At 72.5% G+C, this 17,492-nt stretch carries 21 protein-coding genes and 1 riboswitch; of the genes, 9 read left to right on the forward strand and 12 right to left on the reverse strand.

Annotated elements, in window-relative coordinates; genetic code table 11:
• Together V5O49_RS00950 and V5O49_RS00955 are read left to right on the forward strand one after the other, a co-directional pair.
• On the forward strand, positions 1-501 hold the full coding sequence (locus tag V5O49_RS00950) for a GNAT family N-acetyltransferase (protein WP_332900584.1): 501 nt from the start codon (positions 1-3) through the stop codon (positions 499-501).
• Between the two features lie 4 nt (positions 502-505).
• Positions 506-1,366, forward strand: coding sequence for a phosphotransferase (locus V5O49_RS00955; RefSeq protein ID WP_332900585.1), 861 nt, complete (start codon positions 506-508; stop codon positions 1,364-1,366).
• A 9-nt stretch (positions 1,367-1,375) separates the two neighbouring features.
• On the opposite strand, the gene V5O49_RS00960 is transcribed toward V5O49_RS00955, so the two are convergent.
• Positions 1,376-1,747 carry a VOC family protein gene (locus V5O49_RS00960; RefSeq protein WP_332900586.1) on the reverse strand — a complete coding sequence of 124 codons (372 nt, stop codon included), beginning with the start codon at positions 1,745-1,747 and terminating at the stop codon, positions 1,376-1,378.
• A 143-nt stretch (positions 1,748-1,890) separates the two neighbouring features.
• On the opposite strand from V5O49_RS00960, the gene V5O49_RS00965 reads away from it, so the two are divergent.
• The 3 genes from V5O49_RS00965 (at position 1,891) to V5O49_RS00975 (ending at position 3,105) form a co-directional block, all read left to right on the forward strand.
• Positions 1,891-2,184, forward strand: a complete 294-nt coding sequence (locus V5O49_RS00965) for an ArsR/SmtB family transcription factor (protein ID WP_332900587.1) — start codon at positions 1,891-1,893, stop codon at positions 2,182-2,184.
• The gene (locus V5O49_RS00970; RefSeq protein WP_332900588.1) at positions 2,181-2,570 is read left to right on the forward strand and encodes a VOC family protein; all 390 of its coding nucleotides are present in this window, start codon (positions 2,181-2,183) and stop codon (positions 2,568-2,570) included. The genes V5O49_RS00965 and V5O49_RS00970 overlap by 4 nt, the downstream gene beginning before the upstream one ends.
• An 88-nt stretch (positions 2,571-2,658) precedes the next feature.
• Positions 2,659-3,105, forward strand: a complete 447-nt coding sequence (locus V5O49_RS00975) for a hypothetical protein (protein ID WP_332900589.1) — start codon at positions 2,659-2,661, stop codon at positions 3,103-3,105.
• Positions 3,106-3,175: 70 nt separating this feature from the next.
• Here V5O49_RS00975 and V5O49_RS00980 read toward each other — a convergent pair whose 3' ends face one another.
• Positions 3,176-4,591 (reverse strand): choice-of-anchor B family protein, encoded by a 1,416-nt coding sequence (locus V5O49_RS00980; protein ID WP_332900590.1) that lies wholly within the window; start codon positions 4,589-4,591, stop codon positions 3,176-3,178.
• 608 nt (positions 4,592-5,199) lie between these two features.
• Here V5O49_RS00980 and V5O49_RS00985 point away from each other — a divergent pair.
• The gene (locus V5O49_RS00985; protein ID WP_332900591.1) at positions 5,200-5,805 is read left to right on the forward strand and encodes a GNAT family N-acetyltransferase; all 606 of its coding nucleotides are present in this window, start codon (positions 5,200-5,202) and stop codon (positions 5,803-5,805) included.
• A 4-nt stretch (positions 5,806-5,809) separates the two neighbouring features.
• On the opposite strand, the gene V5O49_RS00990 is transcribed toward V5O49_RS00985, so the two are convergent.
• Both V5O49_RS00990 and V5O49_RS00995 read right to left on the reverse strand, forming a co-directional pair.
• Positions 5,810-6,124 carry a DMT family transporter gene (locus V5O49_RS00990; RefSeq protein ID WP_332900592.1) on the reverse strand — a complete coding sequence of 105 codons (315 nt, stop codon included), beginning with the start codon at positions 6,122-6,124 and terminating at the stop codon, positions 5,810-5,812.
• A 12-nt stretch (positions 6,125-6,136) separates the two neighbouring features.
• A riboswitch (guanidine-III (ykkC-III) riboswitch) is annotated at positions 6,137-6,203 on the reverse strand.
• Between the two features lie 176 nt (positions 6,204-6,379).
• The gene (locus tag V5O49_RS00995; protein WP_332900593.1) at positions 6,380-7,090 is read right to left on the reverse strand and encodes a hypothetical protein; all 711 of its coding nucleotides are present in this window, start codon (positions 7,088-7,090) and stop codon (positions 6,380-6,382) included.
• Between the two features lie 99 nt (positions 7,091-7,189).
• Between V5O49_RS00995 and V5O49_RS01000 the strand changes: the two genes are divergently transcribed.
• Both V5O49_RS01000 and V5O49_RS01005 read left to right on the forward strand, forming a co-directional pair.
• Positions 7,190-8,296: a tyrosine-type recombinase/integrase gene (locus V5O49_RS01000; protein WP_332900594.1), complete on the forward strand. Its 1,107-nt coding sequence runs from the start codon at positions 7,190-7,192 to the stop codon at positions 8,294-8,296.
• A gap of 4 nt (positions 8,297-8,300) precedes the next feature.
• Positions 8,301-9,581, forward strand: a complete 1,281-nt coding sequence (locus V5O49_RS01005; RefSeq protein ID WP_332900595.1) for a phospholipase D-like domain-containing protein — start codon at positions 8,301-8,303, stop codon at positions 9,579-9,581.
• Between the two features lie 72 nt (positions 9,582-9,653).
• Here V5O49_RS01005 and V5O49_RS01010 read toward each other — a convergent pair whose 3' ends face one another.
• From V5O49_RS01010 to clsA, 8 genes are all read right to left on the reverse strand, one after another.
• The gene (locus tag V5O49_RS01010) at positions 9,654-10,241 is read right to left on the reverse strand and encodes a MerR family transcriptional regulator (protein ID WP_332900596.1); all 588 of its coding nucleotides are present in this window, start codon (positions 10,239-10,241) and stop codon (positions 9,654-9,656) included.
• Positions 10,242-10,423: 182 nt separating this feature from the next.
• A complete protein-coding gene (locus V5O49_RS01015) occupies positions 10,424-10,924 on the reverse strand; it encodes a bifunctional nuclease family protein (protein ID WP_332900602.1) in 501 nt (166 codons plus the stop codon).
• A gap of 91 nt (positions 10,925-11,015) precedes the next feature.
• Positions 11,016-11,759, reverse strand: coding sequence for a transcriptional regulator FtsR (gene ftsR / locus V5O49_RS01020; protein ID WP_332900597.1), 744 nt, complete (start codon positions 11,757-11,759; stop codon positions 11,016-11,018).
• Positions 11,756-12,232, reverse strand: coding sequence for an FHA domain-containing protein (locus V5O49_RS01025; protein ID WP_278234469.1), 477 nt, complete (start codon positions 12,230-12,232; stop codon positions 11,756-11,758). Before V5O49_RS01025 ends, ftsR begins: the two co-directional genes overlap by 4 nt.
• A 117-nt stretch (positions 12,233-12,349) precedes the next feature.
• Positions 12,350-13,468 (reverse strand): DUF881 domain-containing protein, encoded by a 1,119-nt coding sequence (locus tag V5O49_RS01030; protein WP_332900598.1) that lies wholly within the window; start codon positions 13,466-13,468, stop codon positions 12,350-12,352.
• Positions 13,469-13,470: 2 nt separating this feature from the next.
• A complete protein-coding gene (locus tag V5O49_RS01035; protein ID WP_332900599.1) occupies positions 13,471-13,803 on the reverse strand; it encodes a small basic family protein in 333 nt (110 codons plus the stop codon).
• The gene (locus tag V5O49_RS01040; protein ID WP_278234472.1) at positions 13,800-14,654 is read right to left on the reverse strand and encodes a DUF881 domain-containing protein; all 855 of its coding nucleotides are present in this window, start codon (positions 14,652-14,654) and stop codon (positions 13,800-13,802) included. The genes V5O49_RS01035 and V5O49_RS01040 overlap by 4 nt, the downstream gene beginning before the upstream one ends.
• On the reverse strand, positions 14,651-15,253 hold the full coding sequence (gene clsA, locus V5O49_RS01045; RefSeq protein WP_332900603.1) for a cardiolipin synthase ClsA: 603 nt from the start codon (positions 15,251-15,253) through the stop codon (positions 14,651-14,653). Before clsA ends, V5O49_RS01040 begins: the two co-directional genes overlap by 4 nt.
• Positions 15,254-15,526: 273 nt before the next feature.
• Between clsA and V5O49_RS01050 the strand changes: the two genes are divergently transcribed.
• The gene (locus V5O49_RS01050) at positions 15,527-17,338 is read left to right on the forward strand and encodes a DEAD/DEAH box helicase (RefSeq protein ID WP_332900600.1); all 1,812 of its coding nucleotides are present in this window, start codon (positions 15,527-15,529) and stop codon (positions 17,336-17,338) included.
• The last annotated feature ends 154 nt before the right edge of the window (positions 17,339-17,492 follow it).

The raw sequence follows: 17,492 nt of genomic DNA on the forward strand, positions 1-17,492 counted from the left end.
ATGAGCTCGCCCCGGGTCCGCCCCGCACGCCCCGACGACGCCACGGCGATGGCCCGTGTGCACGTGCGCTGCTGGCAGCAGACCTACCGCGGGCTGATGCCCGACCACGTGCTCGACGACCCCGGGTTCGTCGACGCCCGCCAGCGGCTGTGGACCCACGTGCTGGCGGTCCAGGACGACCGCGGACACCGCACGGCCGTCGCGACCGCCGACGACGAGATCGTCGGCATCGCGATGTCCGGTCCACCCGTGGACGACGACGCCGCCTGGTCGCGCCAGCTGTTCGTGCTCTACCTCGACGCCGCCCACCACGGCACCGGAGCGGGCCCCGGGCTGCTGGAGGCCGTGATCGGCCCGGAGGAGTCCGCGGCACTCTGGGTCGCCGAGCCCAACCCGCGCGCCCAGGCCTTCTACCGCAAGCACGGCTTCACCCCGGACGGCGCCACCACCGTCGCCGACGGCGTCACCGACCTGCGCATGGTGCGGACCCCGGAGGCGTGACCTGGTGGCGCACGAGACCCGCTACCCGCGCCCCGACCAGCCGACGCTGGACGCCCTCGTCGCCGCGGCGCTCGCGGACGTCGACCCGCCGCCCCACGACCCCGAGTGGGTCGAGCACGGGTCGAACACCCTGGTGGCACTCACCGATCGAGCGGCGGTCCGCATCGCGCGGGAGCGCCGGGCCGGGGGAGAGGTGCTCCGGGCGCAACGACTCGTGGACGCCCTGCCCGACCTGCCGTTCGACGTTCCCCGGTCGCTCGCCGCGCCCGTCGAGCTCGACGGGCACCTCACCGTCGCGACCCGCCGCCTGCACGGCACCACGACGCCGGCCACCCGCCCCGACGCCGGCGCCCTGCGCGAGGTGCTCGACGCCGTGCACGGGCTCGACCCGGCCCCGCTCGAGCCGTACCTCGCGCAGCGCCGGGCGTTCTGCGGGGGAGAGGACTGGGAAGCGACCCTCCGCGACCGCGTCGTCCCCCTGCTCGACGCCGACCTACGGGGCGAGGCCGTGCGACGCATCGACGTGCTCGCCACCGTCGAGGACGCGCCCCGCACGGTGAACCACGGCGACCTCGGGTCCACCAACGTGCTGTGGCACGGCGACCGGGTCGGTGCGGTGCTGGACTGGGACCTCACCGCGCGCGAGGACCCCGCCGAGGACGTCGCCACGGTGGCCACCTCCTTCGACCTCTGGTCGGCGGCCACGGCGCTCGCGGACCCGGACACCGTGCACCGCGCCCGCGGCTTCGCCGGCACCTTCCCGCTGCAGATCGTCGCGTTCGCCCTGCTCCAGGGTCGCCCGGACGAGGAGCTCGCCCGGACCGTGGCGCGGGCGCAACGTGCGCTGCGCCGGACCGAGACGTGACCAGCGGCCTCAGACGTGCTGGTCGACGAGCACGGGATTGCCGTCGGGATCGATCAGCACGAAGCTCGCCGGGCCGGTCGTCGTCTCGTCGGCCGCGGTCTCGAGCTCGGCGCCGGCCTGCCGGACCCGGCGCTGCAGCTCGCGCACGTCGGTGAAGCCGTCCACGGGACGCGCCTGCTGGTCCCACCCCGGGTTGAACGTGAGGATGTTGCGCTCGAACATGCCCTGGAACAGCCCGATCACGTGGTCACCGTTGCGCAGCATGAGCCAGTTCTGCTCGGCGTCGCCGCCGAAGACGGTGAACCCGAGCCGCTCGTAGAAGTGCCGAGAGGCGTCCAGGTCCTGCACTGCGAGGCTGACGGAGAAGGCTCCGAGGTCCATGGCTGGCTCCTGTCGAGAGGCGTCCGGTGACGTCGACCGGTCCCATCGTCCGTGACGGTCGTCGTCTCGCAACCAGGCAGGGGAGTGGCGGCCCGGTCGTACTGCGCTAGACAGGCAAGTGCGGGCTTGCCTATCCTCGACCTGTGGCCGAGGACCTCTACAAGGCGCTGGCCGACCCGACGCGGCGCACAATCCTGGACGAGCTCGCCGAGCAGTCCGGGCAGACGCTGTTCGAGATCTGCACGCGGCTGACCATGAAGCACGGGCTGTCGATGTCCCGCCAAGCGGTGTCGCAGCACCTGGCCGTGCTCGAGGGCGCGGGGCTCGTCACCACGCGCCGTGAGGGGCGGTACAAGTTCCACGACCTCGACACCTCACCGCTGCGACAGATCGTCGCGCGGTGGCCCGTGCCCGACGAACGGAAGGACGCACCATGAAGATCCACCTGACCAGCATCTTCGTCGACGACCAGGAGGTCGCCCGCCGCTTCTACACCGAAGCCCTCGGGTTCGTCGTCCGGCACGACATCCCGATGGGGGAGAACCGCTGGCTGACCGTAGCGTCGCCGCAGGATCCCGACGGCCCCGAGCTGCTCCTGGAGCCGTCCGACCACCCCGCAGTCGGCCCCTTCAAGGCCGCCCTGGTGGCCGACGGCATCCCGGCCGCCCAGTTCGCCGTCGACGACGTGCACGCCGAGCACGAGCGCCTGCGCGACCTCGGCGTGCGATTCACCCAGGAGCCGCTGTCGATGGGCCCGGTGACGACGGCCGTCCTGGACGACACGTGCGGCAACCTGGTCCAGATCGCCGCGATGGACGCCTGAGCGCCCGCGCACGCCCGAGGGGCGAGGAGTCCCGGCCGCCGGTGTCGTCCACCAGGACATCGACCGACGAAAGAGCAGGGGAGAACCGATGCGCAGCGCCTCCATGCAGCGGCTCGACGGGTTGACCGGGACCTGGCGGACCACGATGCACGACGCGTGGTTCCTGGAACCTACCGAGCAGCCCGTCGTCGGCACGACGACGATCGAGTGGTGGCACGACGCCTTCGTGCTCTGCCGCTGGACCACCCCGGGTGGCGACGGCGCGACCGGTAGCGCGATGAGCCTGGCCCTCGGGCACCACGACGTGCGCGACGCCTACACGGCGCTCTACCACGACGAGCGCGGCGTGAGCCGCGTCTTCGCCATGGACGTCGACGACGGGCGCTGGACACTGACCCGCGAGGACGACGACATGTTCCAGCGGTTCGTCGCCGCGGTGGCGCCGGACCGGATCACGGGTCGCTGGCAGGCGTCGGACGACGGCGGCACCACGTGGCGGACCGACTTCGCGCTCGACCTCGAACGGGCCGGCTGAGCAGCACGAACGCCGCGGCGGCCGGACCCGGAACGGTCCGACCGCCGCGACGCTCATCGCCCGGTGCCCGTCAGCGGACCGACGCGGGCGACACTCCCTTGCCGTTGTTCTGCGAGGAGCTCTTGGCCCGCGACTGCAGGACGAACAGGCCCTCGTCGCTGCTGGTCACGACGACCTTCCCGTCACCGAAGTAGGGGTAGTTGCCCCAGGTGCCGAAGAAGTCGGTCCGGTCGTCGGACGGGAAGATGTCGAAGTAGCCCCGCGACGTCACCCGCCCCTGCTCGGCCTTCCAGGTGTCGTAGATCCACAGTCCGGACGTGTAGTTGGACTGGTACAGCAGCCCGTCCTTGACGAACATGTTGTGGTCGATCGACGAGTTGCCGTCGCCGTGGATGCCGATGAGCTCGGCGTCGTCCAGGTCGCTGAAGTCCCAGATGTAGGTGGTGCGCTCCGGGGCGGTGCCGTAGAGCTCGTCCAGCTCGTCACCGAGGAAGAAGAACCGGTGATCCTCGCTGAGCCAGCCCTGGTGGGTGTAGGCGGCCGCCTCGTAGTCGAGCCGGGACAGCACCACGGGGTTGTCGATGTCCGTGACGTCGTACAGCGTGACGGTGTCCTCGTTGGACCCGATGCAGATCTCGCGGCCCTGGTAGTCCTCGTCCGGGCCCTCGTAGACCACGCACTGGATGTCGTGGGTGTACCCGTCCTCGTTGAGGCAGCCGATGAGGCTGGGCGCGGCCGGGTCGCCGTTGAGGTCGTAGACGATCGCACCGCCGGAGCCGCTGTACACGGTCCCTTCCGCCGTGGCGCACTCGTTCTTGACCGAGTACACCGCGCCGACGACGTACATCCGCCCCGTCTCGGTGTTGATCGAGACGTTGTGGCTCTGGGTGAAGTCGGTGATCCGCGGCTCCTCGACGACTTCGATCTCCTCGGTCACGCCGCGGAACTGGGTCAGGTCGACGATCTGGACGCCGTTGCCCTCGAGGTAGCCGGTGGCCGGGTCGTAGGTGCTGAGGTCGATCGACTCGGTGACGATGTAGGCCGTGTCCTCGAAGACGCGGACGTCGCCCCAGGTGTTGCCCGAGTCGCCCGGGTCCACCGCGCCCAGGGTGCCGAGCAGGACGGGGTTCTCGCCGTCGGTGACGTCGACGAACGCGGTGCCCTCGTACGTGCCGACGATCGCCAGCTGCATGCCGGTGACCTCGTCCTCCCAGCCCCACAGGTCGTTGAGGAACGTGGAGTCCAGGTCCTGCAGCGGGGTGAAGGAGGCCAGGTCGACCTTGTGGCACGGGAAGAGGTCGGCAGCCATACCGTCCTCGCACCGCGCACCCGACAGCGCCTCCATGGGCACACCGCCGGGGCTGACGTCGCCCACGACGCCGTTGTCGAAGTAGCGCTCCTTGAACGGCTTGCTGTCGCCGCTGAAGTCGTGGCCGGGGTGTGCCCCGGCGACCGAGGCCCCTCCGAGAAGGAGCCCACCCACCATGAGGGCCGCGGTAGCCGCCCTGAGTGACTTTCTGCCTGACATGCTGATACCTCTCCGACGAAGTGATCATTCCGAACAGACGTGCACCTCATGACTACCAGCGCAATGCTTCCTGGATGTCACCAGGGTGTATCCAGATGCATCGTTCATGCTGCAGTCAAGCAATCTCGCTCGCACGGCAGGGGAGAGGCACGGAGAGGGAAGATCGCAGACGCCGTCGCCCGCCCGTCGAGCTCGGCACGACGCGCGCACGGGGTCGACCGGGCCCAGGACGCCGGCGTACGGGCGATCCGCGACGGTATCGACGCGCTCCGACGGGAGGCGTCCGCCGACGGTGGGTGCCGTGCGTGGCGAGAACCGCCGCAGCGGGTGGTGCGCGGAGCGACGATGCGCGCAGAAGATCCGGTCGGACGATCCGGGCAGCTCCCGACGATCCGGACCGGCGAGCGGCACGAGAGGGGCTGAGGCCCGGATTCCTGCGGATCCCCAGTAGGCCGATAATGTACATTATGTCATTCTGCGGGATGAGGACCCCTGCTCGAGCGCCTGCTCCACGTCCCCCGGGTCGACCCCTGGTCGCCGGGGTCACCGCTCGCTACAGTCGAACCATGCCGCACCAGGACCCCGGCTCGACGACGATCAAGGCCCTGACCCCGGACACCTGGCCGCTGTTCGCCGCGCTCGTGGAACGCCACCACGGCATCTTCGGCGGGTGCTGGTGCACCAGCTTCCATCCCGACCGGGACGACCGTGGCCCGGGCTACGACGGCAACCGGGCGTTCAAGCAGCGCCTCGTCGACGAGGGTGTCGCCCACGCGGCGCTCGTGGTCCGTGAGGGCGACGACGGCGAGGAAGCGGTCGCCTGGGCCGAGTACGGGACACCGGCGGAGCTGCCCCGCCTCCACCACCTCAAGCAGTACCTCGCCGAGCAGGACCTCGAGCCGGACTACCGGATCACCTGCATCTTCGTCGACAAGCGGTTCCGCCAGCACGGCCTGGTGACCGTGGCGCTGCAGGGCGCCCTCGACCTGATCGCACGGGACGGCGGAGGGATCGTCGAGGGCTACCCGCACATCCCCGGCGAGCGCCGCCTCTCCTCGTCGTTCCTGTACAACGGGACCAAGGCCGTCTACGAGCGCGCCGGCTTCGACTTCATCCGGCCCAAGGGCATGAAGAACACGGTGATGCGCCGCAGCGTGGCGCCGTCGCGCTAGCTGCTCAGGTGGTGATCTTCAGCCCGGCGACGCAGGCCACGATCCCCAGGATCAGCGCGATGCGCACCACGGTGACCGGTTCGGCGCCCGTCGCCATGGCGTAGCCGGCCGTCAGCGCCGCGCCGATACCGACCCAGACGGCGTAGGCCGTGCCGACCGGCAGCTCGCGGAGCGCGTACGCCAGGCCGGCCATGCTGGCCGTCAGCGCCACGCCGAAGACGATCGACGGCACGAGTCGGCTGAATCCGTCCGACCGGTCCAGCGCGGTCGCCCACACGGCTTCCAGCACGCCGGAGAGCACGAGAAGAACCCAGGACATGACCACCACTCCCCGATGCCGTCTTGTCGCGCTCCGGGTACGGCACCCCTCGTCCGGGAGTCCTGGTCGTGGACTCTGTCCCGGACGCTAGCACGCGGCCTGGACGCCAGGACGCTCGCAGAACGGCCGATCTGGTGACGTCGCGCACCACGGCGCGCACCTTGCTATCCTGAAACGGACAATCGACGCATACCATTGTGTATAGGGCAACACAGTTGTCTGAGCAGTCCTGCGCATCGCGAGGCCGGGTGGCCCTCACTCGGCCTCGGCCCGGAGCTCGGCCAGCGTGGCCACGTCGACCGGAAGGCTGCCCGGCGTCCTGCCCTGCCGCTGCGGCGGTAGCGCCTCGCCGTCGCGGCGCTCCTCCTCCGCCGCGCGCGCCGCGGTCAGCACCGGCCACGTCACCGTTCCGTCCCCAGCCACCTCCCCCAGCAGGCTCCAGTCCAGGCTGACGACCCAACCCGTCCGCTCGGTGAACAGCGGTCGGTTCAGGAACACGGCGACCCGGTCGACGGCGACGAGCTCGTCGGCCACGTCGGCGAGGTCGCGCTCCTCGAAGAAGCCGTCGGCCAGCAGCACCCGCGCGGTGTCGCCCACCGTCACGTCCGGCCCGGTCGAGACGACCTCGTCCACGGCGAGGTCGAGCACCGCTCCCCTGCTGTAGACGTCCCACTCGTCGGCGTCGCCGCTCCAGTGCACCGGCCGCCGGGGCTCGGCGGACCGCCACCCCGTGAACGTCCCGACGATCACGGCGTCGGCGACGTCCACCGGCGCGGCGCCGCCGTACGGGTCCCGGTAGCCCACGCCGGGCATCGCGCCGCGCACCGAGTCCGGCCACGGCTGGGTGTCGCCCAGCTCGGCCCCGTCGGCCAGCGCCGCACCGTAGGACGGCGGCGGCGTGCAGCCCGACAGGAGCGTCACGGACAGGACCAGCAGGGCGGCGAGAGCGCCGAGAGAACGGGGCATCCCGGTCATCCTGTCAGAGGTGCGCCCTATCGTGAGCGACGACGTCGCAGGTCACCGGCCTGCGCCCGCCCCGCCGCCGGCCGACGAAAGAGGCACCCGATGGTCGCACCGCCCCGCCCCGAACGGGTCTCCGTCGTCGACGCCGCCGAGCGCTACCTCGCCGCGGTCCGTGTCGAGACCGTCCGGGGCGTGCTCTCCGCCGCCACCGAACGCTCCTACCGTCGCGACGTGCGCGAGCTCGTCGACCTGCTCGGGCCGGACCGGGTGCTCGACGACGTCACCGGCGACGACGTCGACGCCGCGCTCGTGCGCTACCAGGCCGGACCCGACGGCCGCTTCACCGACCCCGCCCGCAAGACCGGCCCCGGCCGCTCCACGGCCACCGTGAACCGGTTCCGCCAGTCGGTGACCCGCTTCTTCTCCCACGCCGCCCGCCACGCCTGGGTCCAGGCCGACCCGATGCAGTGGGCCGCTCCCCCGGCCAAGGTCCGCGAACGCGTCCGGGTCCAGCGCACCGCCCTGTCGGCCTCGGCCGCCCAGGCCCTGCTCGGCACCGTCCAGCAGGAGGCCACCGACCCCACGCAACGCACCCGCCACGACCAGGCGCTCGCGGCCCGCGACCGCCTCGTGGTCGCGCTGCTGATGGTCCTCGGCCCCCGCGTCTCGGAGCTCGTGCGCGCCGACGTCGCCGACTTCCGCCGCGAGCCGGACCAGACGTCCTGGCGGATCCTCGGCAAGGGCGGCGGCACGCGGACCGTCGCCCTGACGGCACCCCTGGCCGGGGCGCTGGAGACCTACCTGTCCACGCTGCGGCCACGGCTGGCCGAGCGCCGTCCCGACGACGCGGACGCCCAGGACGCGCTGCTGCTGTCCTGGCGGGGCCGCCGCCTGGACACCCAGGCGGTGCGGTCCCTGCTCGCCCGGGCGGTGGCCCGCATGCCCGAGCCCTACCGGCGGCCGACCACACCGCACGCCCTGCGGCACACCACCGCCACGCTGCTCGTCGCCGACGGCTGGGACGTCAAGGTCGTGGCCGAGCTGCTCGGCCACTCCTCCATCGCGACCACCGACGTCTACCTCGACCGCATCGACGGCGAGCTGGCCGCCGCGCTGCGCACCCACCCCCTGGCCCGCTCCCTGGAAGGCGCCCCCCGAGGGGACCTGTCCGATTCGCCGGGCAGATCCTCCGAGTCGTCGCTACGGTGAGCCTGTGCCCGAAGGATCCTTTCGCTCCGCCCTCCCCGTCGACATCCAGGTGGACTGGCGCCGAGTCCTGCGACTCGCCGGCCGTGCCGCGGCCGTGGCCGCCGCGATCCCCGTGACCGCCGGCGCGGCCGTGATGGCGATCGACAAGGTGCGCGGCCAGCGCCACCCGCTGGACGCCCACTTCCCCACCGCCAGACCGTCCACCACGGACGTCGAGGGGTCGGACGCCACGCTCTACACCTTCGGCGCCGACCTGTACGAGGACATGATCGAGGCGATCGAGTCCGCCGAGGACACGGTCATGCTCGAGTCCTACATCTGGAAGGGCGACCGCACGGGCGAACGGTTCAAGCAGGCCATCGCCGACGCCTGCGCCCGCGGGGTCCAGGTCTACGTCGTCTACGACGGGTTCGCGAACCTCGTCGTGCCGCCGTCGTTCTTCGTCTTCCCGCCCCAGGTGCACGTCCTGCGCTTCCCCGCGTTCCGTGCCGGGCTGATGACGCTCAACATCCGCCACTCGGGTCGTGACCACCGCAAGATCCTCGTCGTCGACGACCGGGTCGCCTTCGTGGGCGGGTACAACATCGGCGACCTGTACGCCACGCAGTGGCGCGACACCCACCTGCGCATCGAGGGCCCCGCGGTGTGGGAGCTGCGCAACGCCTTCGTCGACTTCTGGAACCGGTGGCGCGGCCCGCGGCACCCGGTCCTGCAGGACAAGGGCGCCGAGCACTGGCAGCCCGCGCTGCGCGCGGCGCGCAACGCCCCCAGCGACCTGGTGTTCCCCATCCGCGGCATCTACCTCGACGCGATCGACCGCGCGACCAGCCACATCTACATCACGCAGGCCTACTTCATCCCCGACCGGGACATCCTGCAGGCGCTGCTGGCCGCCGCCGCCCGCGGCGTCGACGTGCGTGTCCTGGTGCCCGAGCGGTCCAACCACGCGCTCGCGGACTGGCTCGCCCGGGGCCGCTACACCAAGCTGCTGCGCGGCGGGGTGCGGATCATGCTGTACCAGGGCGCGATGGTGCACGCCAAGACCGCGACGATCGACGGCCGGTGGGCGACGGTCGGCACGGCGAACATCGACCGGCTGAGCCTGACCGGCAACTACGAGATCAACCTCGACATCGTCGACCGGGGGCTCGCCGCCCGGCTCGAGGACGTGTTCCGCATGGACGAGTCGAACTCGCGGGAGCTGACCTACGAGGAGTGGCTGGGCCGCTCGTTCGTCAACAAGGTCGCCGAGCGCGTGCTGGAGCCGCTCGAGCCGCTGCTCTGACACGTCGGTCCACCGCGTACCGCGGGGACGGGCCCCCCACGGGGCCGTGGTGGTGGTGGACGGGCCGACCGGTCAGCCGGCGGTCCGTGCGCGACGCCGGGCGGCGAGCTCGTCGCCGGCCCGCACGACCTCCGGGTCGTCCTGCTCGAGGGACTCGGTCGGCATCTGGGACAGGGTGCCCTCGATCTCGCGCCACACCCGTCCGACGGCGATGCCGAAGACGCCCTGGCCTCCCTGGACGAGGTCGACGACCTCGTCGGGAGAGGTGCACTCGTACACCGAGGCGCCGTCGCTCATCAGGGTGATCTGCGCCAGGTCCTCGACGCCGCGTTCGCGCAGGTGGGTCACCGCGGTGCGGATCTGCTGCAACGAGACGCCGGTGTCCAGCAGCCGCTTCACGATCTTGAGCACGAGCACGTCGCGGAAGCTGTACAGCCGGTGGGTCCCCGACCCGGTAGCGGCACGGATGGACGGCTCGACCAGCCCGGTGCGGGCCCAGTAGTCGAGCTGGCGGTAGGTGATGCCCACGACGCGGCAGGCCGTGGTCCCGCGGTAGCCGGTCCCGGCGTCCTGCTCCGTGAGGTCCTCGCCGAACAGGAGGCCCTGGGCGCCTGCCGGGGTGGGGTCGACCGAGGCGCTGGCCTCGCCACTGCTGTCCACTGTGCCTCCCGTGATGTCGCTTCCACGCTATGGCGGCCCCGGGGGGCCGTCAACGACGTCGCCTCCGGCGCACGCGGCGTGTCGCGGGCTGATGCCGAGCCGTGACCTGCGGTGCGGCCGCTCGGCATCGGCCGAGGGTGTGCCTCGAGGATACGCGCGTCCCGTCGTCGCCGGCCGCAGGGTCAAGGTGGCGTGTCGGGGCTGTCCTCCCCCTCCGGCGCCGTGAAGTCCTCGGGGTTGACGTGGTCGAGGAAGTCGCGGAACTTCTCGACCTCGCGCTGCTGGGCGAGGTCGACGACCTCCACGCCGGCGGCGGCCACGACCTCGGCCGAGCACAGCACCGGGCTCCCGGTGCGCACCGCCAGGGCGATCGCGTCCGACGCGCGCGAGTCGAGCCGGGTGCCGTTGGACAGCACGAGCTCGGCGAAGAAGATGCCGCCGTCCAGCGCGACGATCTCGACCTGGTCGAGCTCGACCCCGACGGCGGTGAGCAGGTCGCGCAGCAGGTCGTGGGTCATGGGTCGCGGGGTGGCCACGCCCGCCTGCGCCATGGCGATGGCCGAGGCCTCGCGGGCACCGATGACGATGGGGACGGCGAGCTCGGCGGAGGTGTCCAGGAGCAGCACGACGATCTCCTGGTCGTTCTGCTGCTGGCGCACCCCGAGCACCTCGACCGGCACCATGGGCGCCTGCGCGCCCTCGTCTCTGTCCACCTTCTCCACGGTACGACGACGCGGCGCCCTCCGCCGTGCCGGACGGTGCGTCAGGAGGTGGTCAGTCCGTGCCCCGGGTGCCCTGGCGGACCCAGGTGGTGTGCAGGCGGGCCAGCAGCTCGCCGAGCTCGGCGGCCAGGTCGGCGGCGGCCTCGGCACTGTTGCCGCGCTGCTGGCTGCGGTACGGGGCCACGGCCTGGTCGACGAGCGCGACGTGGCGGTCGGCCGAGGAGCGCAGCGGGCGCAGGTGGCGCGGCTCGATACCGTGCTCGGTCAGGCGCTGCACGATGCGGACCACCTCGGCGGCCGAACCGTCCAGGGCCTCGTCCGGGGTGGTGTGCAGCACGCCGGCCGTGACCAGGGACCGGACCAGCTCGACGCTGCTGCCGGTCGTCTCGGCGACCGACTCCACGGTCCAGCGCCGCCGCGCCTCCCCCGTCGCCCCGGCGGGAGCGGCCAGGCGCGGCGACGGTGCGGGCGCGGGCTCCCCGGCGTCCATGGCGGCGAGGCGTTCCTTGATGACCTTCAGCGGCAGGTAGGAGTCGCGCTGCTCGGCCAGCACGAACCGCAGCCGCTCGACGTCGGCGGGGCTGTACTGCCGGTAGCCGGCCGGGGTGCGCACCGGCGTGATGAGTCCCTGGTCCTCCAGGAAGCGCAGCTTGGAGTGCGACACGTGCGGGAAGTCTCCGCGCAGGTGGTTCAGCACGTCGGAGATGCGCATGCCGGCGTGCCGCGAGATGCCCCGCGGCCACGGCTCGGGCGCGTCGGGCTCCGGAGCCGAGGCCGCCCCGGAACCGGCTGTCACGACCCCGGCGCCTGGATGTCCCGGGGCGCCTGCGGGCTGGCGTGGAAGGACATGCGGAACTTGCCGATCTGGACCTCGTCACCGGTGGTGAGCACGGCCGCGTCGATCCGGTCCCGGTTGAGGTAGGTGCCGTTCAGCGAGCCGATGTCGCGCACGACGAAGCGGTCGCCCTCACGGACGAACTCGGCGTGCTTGCGGGAGACGGTGACGTCGTCGAGGAAGATGTCGGCGTGCTCGCTGCGGCCCGCCACGGTGCGGTCGGTGTCGAGCAGGAAGCGTTCGCCCACGGCGCCGGACCCGTACTGCACGACCAGCAGGGCGGAGTGCCGGGGCAGCGCGGACACGGCGGCCGACTCCTCGGCGGTCAGCGGGACGCGCGGGGTCTGCTCCTCCGTCGAGCCACCGATCCGGCCGAGGTGCGCGGTGGTGTCCACGCCGGCCTCGTGCGGCGGCTTGGAGCGCGGGTCCGTCATTCGTCCTCCTGCTGGATCACACGGTCGACGTGCACCGTCGTCCGCTCAACCTATCTTCTCACCACCCGCGGACGGAAGCGGCCCTGCGGCCCGACGGGGGTGGTTCTGCGGGTGGTTCTACTCCTCGGGGCGCTGCGGCGTCGCGTACTGCGGTTCGCTGGGCACCCGCACGGCGGAGATCTCGACCTCGTCGCGCTCGACGGTGGTGGCCTCCGCCCCGTCGTTGCGCACGGCGGCCAGCGCACCGCCGGGGATCTCCAGCGCGGGCGTCAACGTCGCCGGGTCGCCGATGACCTGCCACCGGTAGGGCGGCTCGATCAGCCGGCCGTCGACGATGACGCCGCCCTCGCCGTCCATGAACCACGTGGACGTCACCAGCCGCACGTCGTTGACGGCCACGACCTCCGCGCCGGCGTTGCGCAGCTCCTCGAGCATGTTGAACAGCTTCGACGCCGCCAGGACGCGCTGCGGGTCGCTGATACGGATCTCCAGCCCCGGCCCGACGGCGGGCAGCCGGCCCGACAGGATGCCCTCCGACGTCGCGCGGTCCTCGGCCAGCTCCAGGGCGGCCTGGGCCTGCCCGGTGCCCGAGGCCAGCTCGTCGCGCGTCCGGGTCAGGTCGGCCACCTCGTCGCCGAGCTGCTCGGCGCGCTGCGTCACCTCGTCCAGCAGACGCACCAGGTCGTCCTGGCGGGCCGAGGACAACGGGTCCTGGGACGACTGCTGGACCTGGACCACCAGCGCGAAGCCCAGGGCCGCGCACAGCACGGCCGCCAGCAGCTGGGACCGGTTGCCGCGCGGGTGCATGGCCTCGCCGAGCGCGCGCCACCCGGTGGCCGGGGTCGCTGCCTGCTCGGTGTCGGCGGGCCCGTCCGCGTCCGCGGACTCGTGGGCATCCTCCTCAGCGGGCGCTTCCCGCTGGTCCTCGGGCCGGTCGTCCTCGGGAGCGGCGCTCGCGGTGGTGTCCTCGGGCGGGGAGTCCTCCGGCGAGGTGTGCTCGGGCGACGTGTGGTCGGGCTCGGAGGTCCCCGGCCGGGTGTCGGCCCCGTCGGTGTGCTCCGCGGGCACCTCAGGAGCGTCGGCGGCGTGCGCCGGTGCGGGGTCCTCCAGGCGCTCCACGGGGACCGAACGGTCCAGCGGGTCCACGGCCGGCTGCGGCCCCTCCCCGGCCTCGGTCGCCTCCGGGGTGTCCTCGCGCGGCTCCACCGGCTCCTCGCGCTCGTCCTTGTCGTTCATCCTCACGCCTTGAACAGGTGCCGTCGGATCGCGGCCGCGTTCGAGAAGATCCGGATGCCCAGCACGACCACCACCGCGGTCGACAGCTGCGACCCGACCCCGAGCTGGTCGCCCAGGAACACGATGAACGCCGCCACCAGCACGTTCGACAGGAACGAGACCACGAAGACCTTGTCGTCGAACAGCCCGTCCAGCTTGGCGCGCAGACCGCCGAACAACGCGTCCAGCGCCGCCACCACCGCGATCGGCAGGTACGGCTGCAGAGCCACCGGCACGGTCGGCTCCAGCAGCAGACCGGCCACCACGCCGATCACGAGCCCGACGACGGCGATCATGAGTTCCCCTCCTGGTCTGCGTCCGGACCCACCGGCTCCGCGTACCGCAACAACTGGCTGCCCACGCCGGGCAGGTCCAACGAGTCCGCCGTCGAGACCGACGACGCGATGCCGTACTGGGACGACAGCAGCTGGGTGTAGGCCGGCGCGTCGGTCCGAGCGTACGCGGTCTGCATCGCCTCGGGGTCACCGATCGCCCGCACCTCGTAGCTCGGTCCCGGCAGCGGCACCAGGTCGACCATGATCGCCTGACCCGCGTGCCGGATCGCCGACACCGACGTCAGGCGCTCGCCGCCCACGCTGATGGCCTCGGCGCCCGAGGCCCACAGCGCGTTGACCACCCGCTGCAGATCCACGGCCTGCACCGGCGCCGACGACGCCGTGCCGTCCGGCGTCGTGCCCGCGGCGCCGTCGCTGAGCGTCACCACCAGCCCGGGTCCGGACACGGGCACCGACCCGGTCGTCACCCCGTCCAGCCGCACCCGGTCCAGCAGCTCGGCGTCCTGCGCCGCCAGCGCCTCCTCGTTCAGCGTCGCGATCTCCGCCGACAACGAGGCCGACCGCTCCCGCAGGTCGTCGGCGATCGCCTGGCGCTCGGTGATCTCCTCCTCCAGCACCTCGCGGGCGGAGACGCCCTCCACCGGCGCTCGCAGCTGCTGCGCGGCGGCCACCGTCATCAGCCCCAGCAGCACCGCCACCAGACCGAGCAGGAGCCAGGTCGCACGGCTCGGGCGCTCGCCGGCCGCCCGGCGCTCGGCCGCCTGCGCGTAGCCAGGGTCCAGCGGGCGCTCCATCACCTCGACGAGCAGCGTCATCGACTCGTCAGGGCGCCGCTGCGTCGGAACACTCATGCCGCACCCTCCGTCCGCGCGTCGTCTCGGTCGTCGTCCACCAGCCGGCGCACATGACGCACGTACTGCAGACCTGCCCACCAGTACAGGCCGATGCCCCACCAGGCGAAGGCCCAGCCGACCACGTGCGCCACCGCACCGACGCCACCGGGCATCGAGGCCAGCAGCAGCAGCGGGAACGCGTACAGCAGGGCGAACGTGCCGGCCTTGCCGACGAAGGTCACCGGCACCGGACCGTACCCCCGGCGTGCCAGCGGCCGCACCAGGAAGGCCAGCATGACGTCGCGCGACACGATGACGGCCAGCACCCACCACGGGATGACCTCGCGCCATGCCAGGCCGATCAGGGTCACCAGGATGAACAGCCGGTCGGCGGCCGGGTCGAGCATCTGGCCCAGCTTCGTCACCTGGTTCAGCCGACGCGCCAGCACGCCGTCGAGCCAGTCCGTCGCCCCGGACACGGCCAGCACCACCAGCGCCCAGACGTCCTCGCCCGTGACGATGAGGACCGCGAACACCGGGACCAGCGCCAGCCGGAGCATGCTGACGACGTTCGGCACCGTCCACACCGCCGAGTCGGCCTGCCGACCTGCCTGCACGTTCACCGCCTGCGTCCACCGGGCTGCTACCCCGCACATCCTACGCACCACCGGCTCACTCACGACGTAGTGGGCAACCTCACCGGACCGGGCACTGCCCACGGCGAGCCCCGCCCCGTAGCATGGGAGGACATCCTTCGGAGTTCGTCGTCTTCCCGCGTGTTCAAGGGTCCCGCCATCAGCGGCGGGGCAGGTGTGTGTCCGGGACCGAGCGACCGCCTCGCCGTCACGGCGACGCAGGACTCCCCCGCACCCGACGAACGGTCATCGCTCATGAGCACCCCTGACTCCACGCTGCCCACCGACGCCCAGCCCACCTTCCGCGACCTCGGCCTGCCTGCGCCGCTGCAGAGCGCCGTCGACGACCTGGGCTTCACCACGCCCTCGCCGATCCAGGCCGAGGCCGTCCCCCCGCTCCTCGCCGGCCGCGACATCACCGGTGTCGCCCAGACGGGCACCGGCAAGACCGCCGCCTTCGGCCTGCCCCTGCTGGCCGCCCTCGACCCCGACGCCGACGTCGCCCGCGGCCACGTGCAGGCGCTCGTGCTCGCCCCCACCCGTGAGCTCGCCATGCAGGTCGCCGAGGCCGTCGAGTCCTTCGCCACCCACCTGCCCGGCGTGCAGGTCCTGCCCGTCTACGGCGGGGCCCCCTACCAGCCGCAGCAGCGCGCCCTGCGCGACGGCGTCCACGTCGTCGTCGGCACCCCCGGCCGCGTGATGGACCACCTCGACCGCGGCGCGCTCCACCTCGACACCGTGAAGTTCCTCGTCCTGGACGAGGCCGACGAGATGCTGCGCATGGGCTTCGCCGAGGACGTCGAGACCATCTTCGGCCAGGCACCCGCCGAGCGGCAGGTTGCCCTGTTCTCCGCCACCATGCCTCCCGCGATCCGCCAGGTCGCCGACACCCACCTCACCGACCCCGTGCAGATCGCCGTCAGCCGGCAGTCCAGCACCGTCACCACCGTCGAGCAGACCTACGCCGTGGTGCCGTTCCGCCACAAGGTCGGCTCCCTGGTCCGCGTCCTGGCCACCTCCGACGCCGACGCCACCATCGTCTTCACCCGCACCCGTGCGGCCGCCGAGGAGGTCGGCGTCGCCCTCGTCGAGCGCGGCGTGTCCGCCGCCACCATCTCCGGCGACGTCGCCCAGAAGGAGCGCGAGAAGATCGTCGAGCGCCTGCGCAGCGGCGCCCTCGACGTCCTGGTCGCCACCGACGTCGCCGCCCGCGGTCTCGACGTCGACCGCATCGGCCTCGTCGTCAACTTCGACCTGCCCCGCGAGGCCGAGGCCTACGTCCACCGGATCGGCCGTACCGGCCGCGCCGGCCGCACCGGCAAGGCCCTGTCCTTCGTGACCCCCCACGAGCGCGGCAAGCTCAAGCACATCGAGCGCACCATCCGCACCCGCCTCGTCGAGGCCGAGATCCCCTCCCCCCGGGACGTCTCCGCCCACCGTGCGCGCACCATCCTGTCCACGGTGCCCACCCGCCTCGAGGCCGGCCGGCTCGACCTGTACACCCAGCTGCTCACCGAGCACCTGACCCCCGGCGAGGACGGCACCACGCCCGACCCCGCCCAGGTGGCGGCCGCCCTGCTGGCGCTCGCGGTGGGCGACGACGGTCCGCAGCACCTCGCCGCCCAGGCCGAGCACGAGAAGGAGCGCGCCGAGGTCAAGGGCGGTCGCACCCGTGAGACGAAGCGCGCCGAGCGCTCGGACCGCGACGGCGACCGCACCCGGCGCCACCCTCGCGCCGACCGCGACGGGGACCGCCCCCGCGGTATCCGTCGCCCGGCCGAGGGCACCCGCTACCGGGTCGCCGTCGGCCACGCCCACGGTGCCCAGCCCCGCGGCATCGTCGGCGCGCTGACGAACGAGGGCGGCCTGCGTGGTGCCGACATCGGCAAGATCGACATCTTCGGCAGCTTCTCGCTGGTCGACATCACCAAGCCGCTCGACGACGCGGCCATGAACAAGATCGGCCGGGCCAACGTGGCCGGCCGCCAGCTGCGCATCGCCCCGGACAAGGGGGCGCCGGCGGCTCGCGCCCCGCGCAGCGAGCGTCGCCCGGCGCACACGGCCTGACGACGAGGCGCCCGGCGACGCTCCTATGGTTCGTCAAGGGGTGGTGGGTCCGGCTTCGAGTAGTCGGTAGAGGTCGCGGGCGATGTAGCGCTTGAGGCAGCGTCGGATCTCCCGGGGGGTCTTGCCTTCGGAGGTCCGGCGCTGGGCGTACTGG

It is taken from the genome of Isoptericola haloaureus (genome assembly GCF_036689775.1).
GTDB lineage: Bacteria > Actinomycetota > Actinomycetes > Actinomycetales > Cellulomonadaceae > Isoptericola > Isoptericola haloaureus.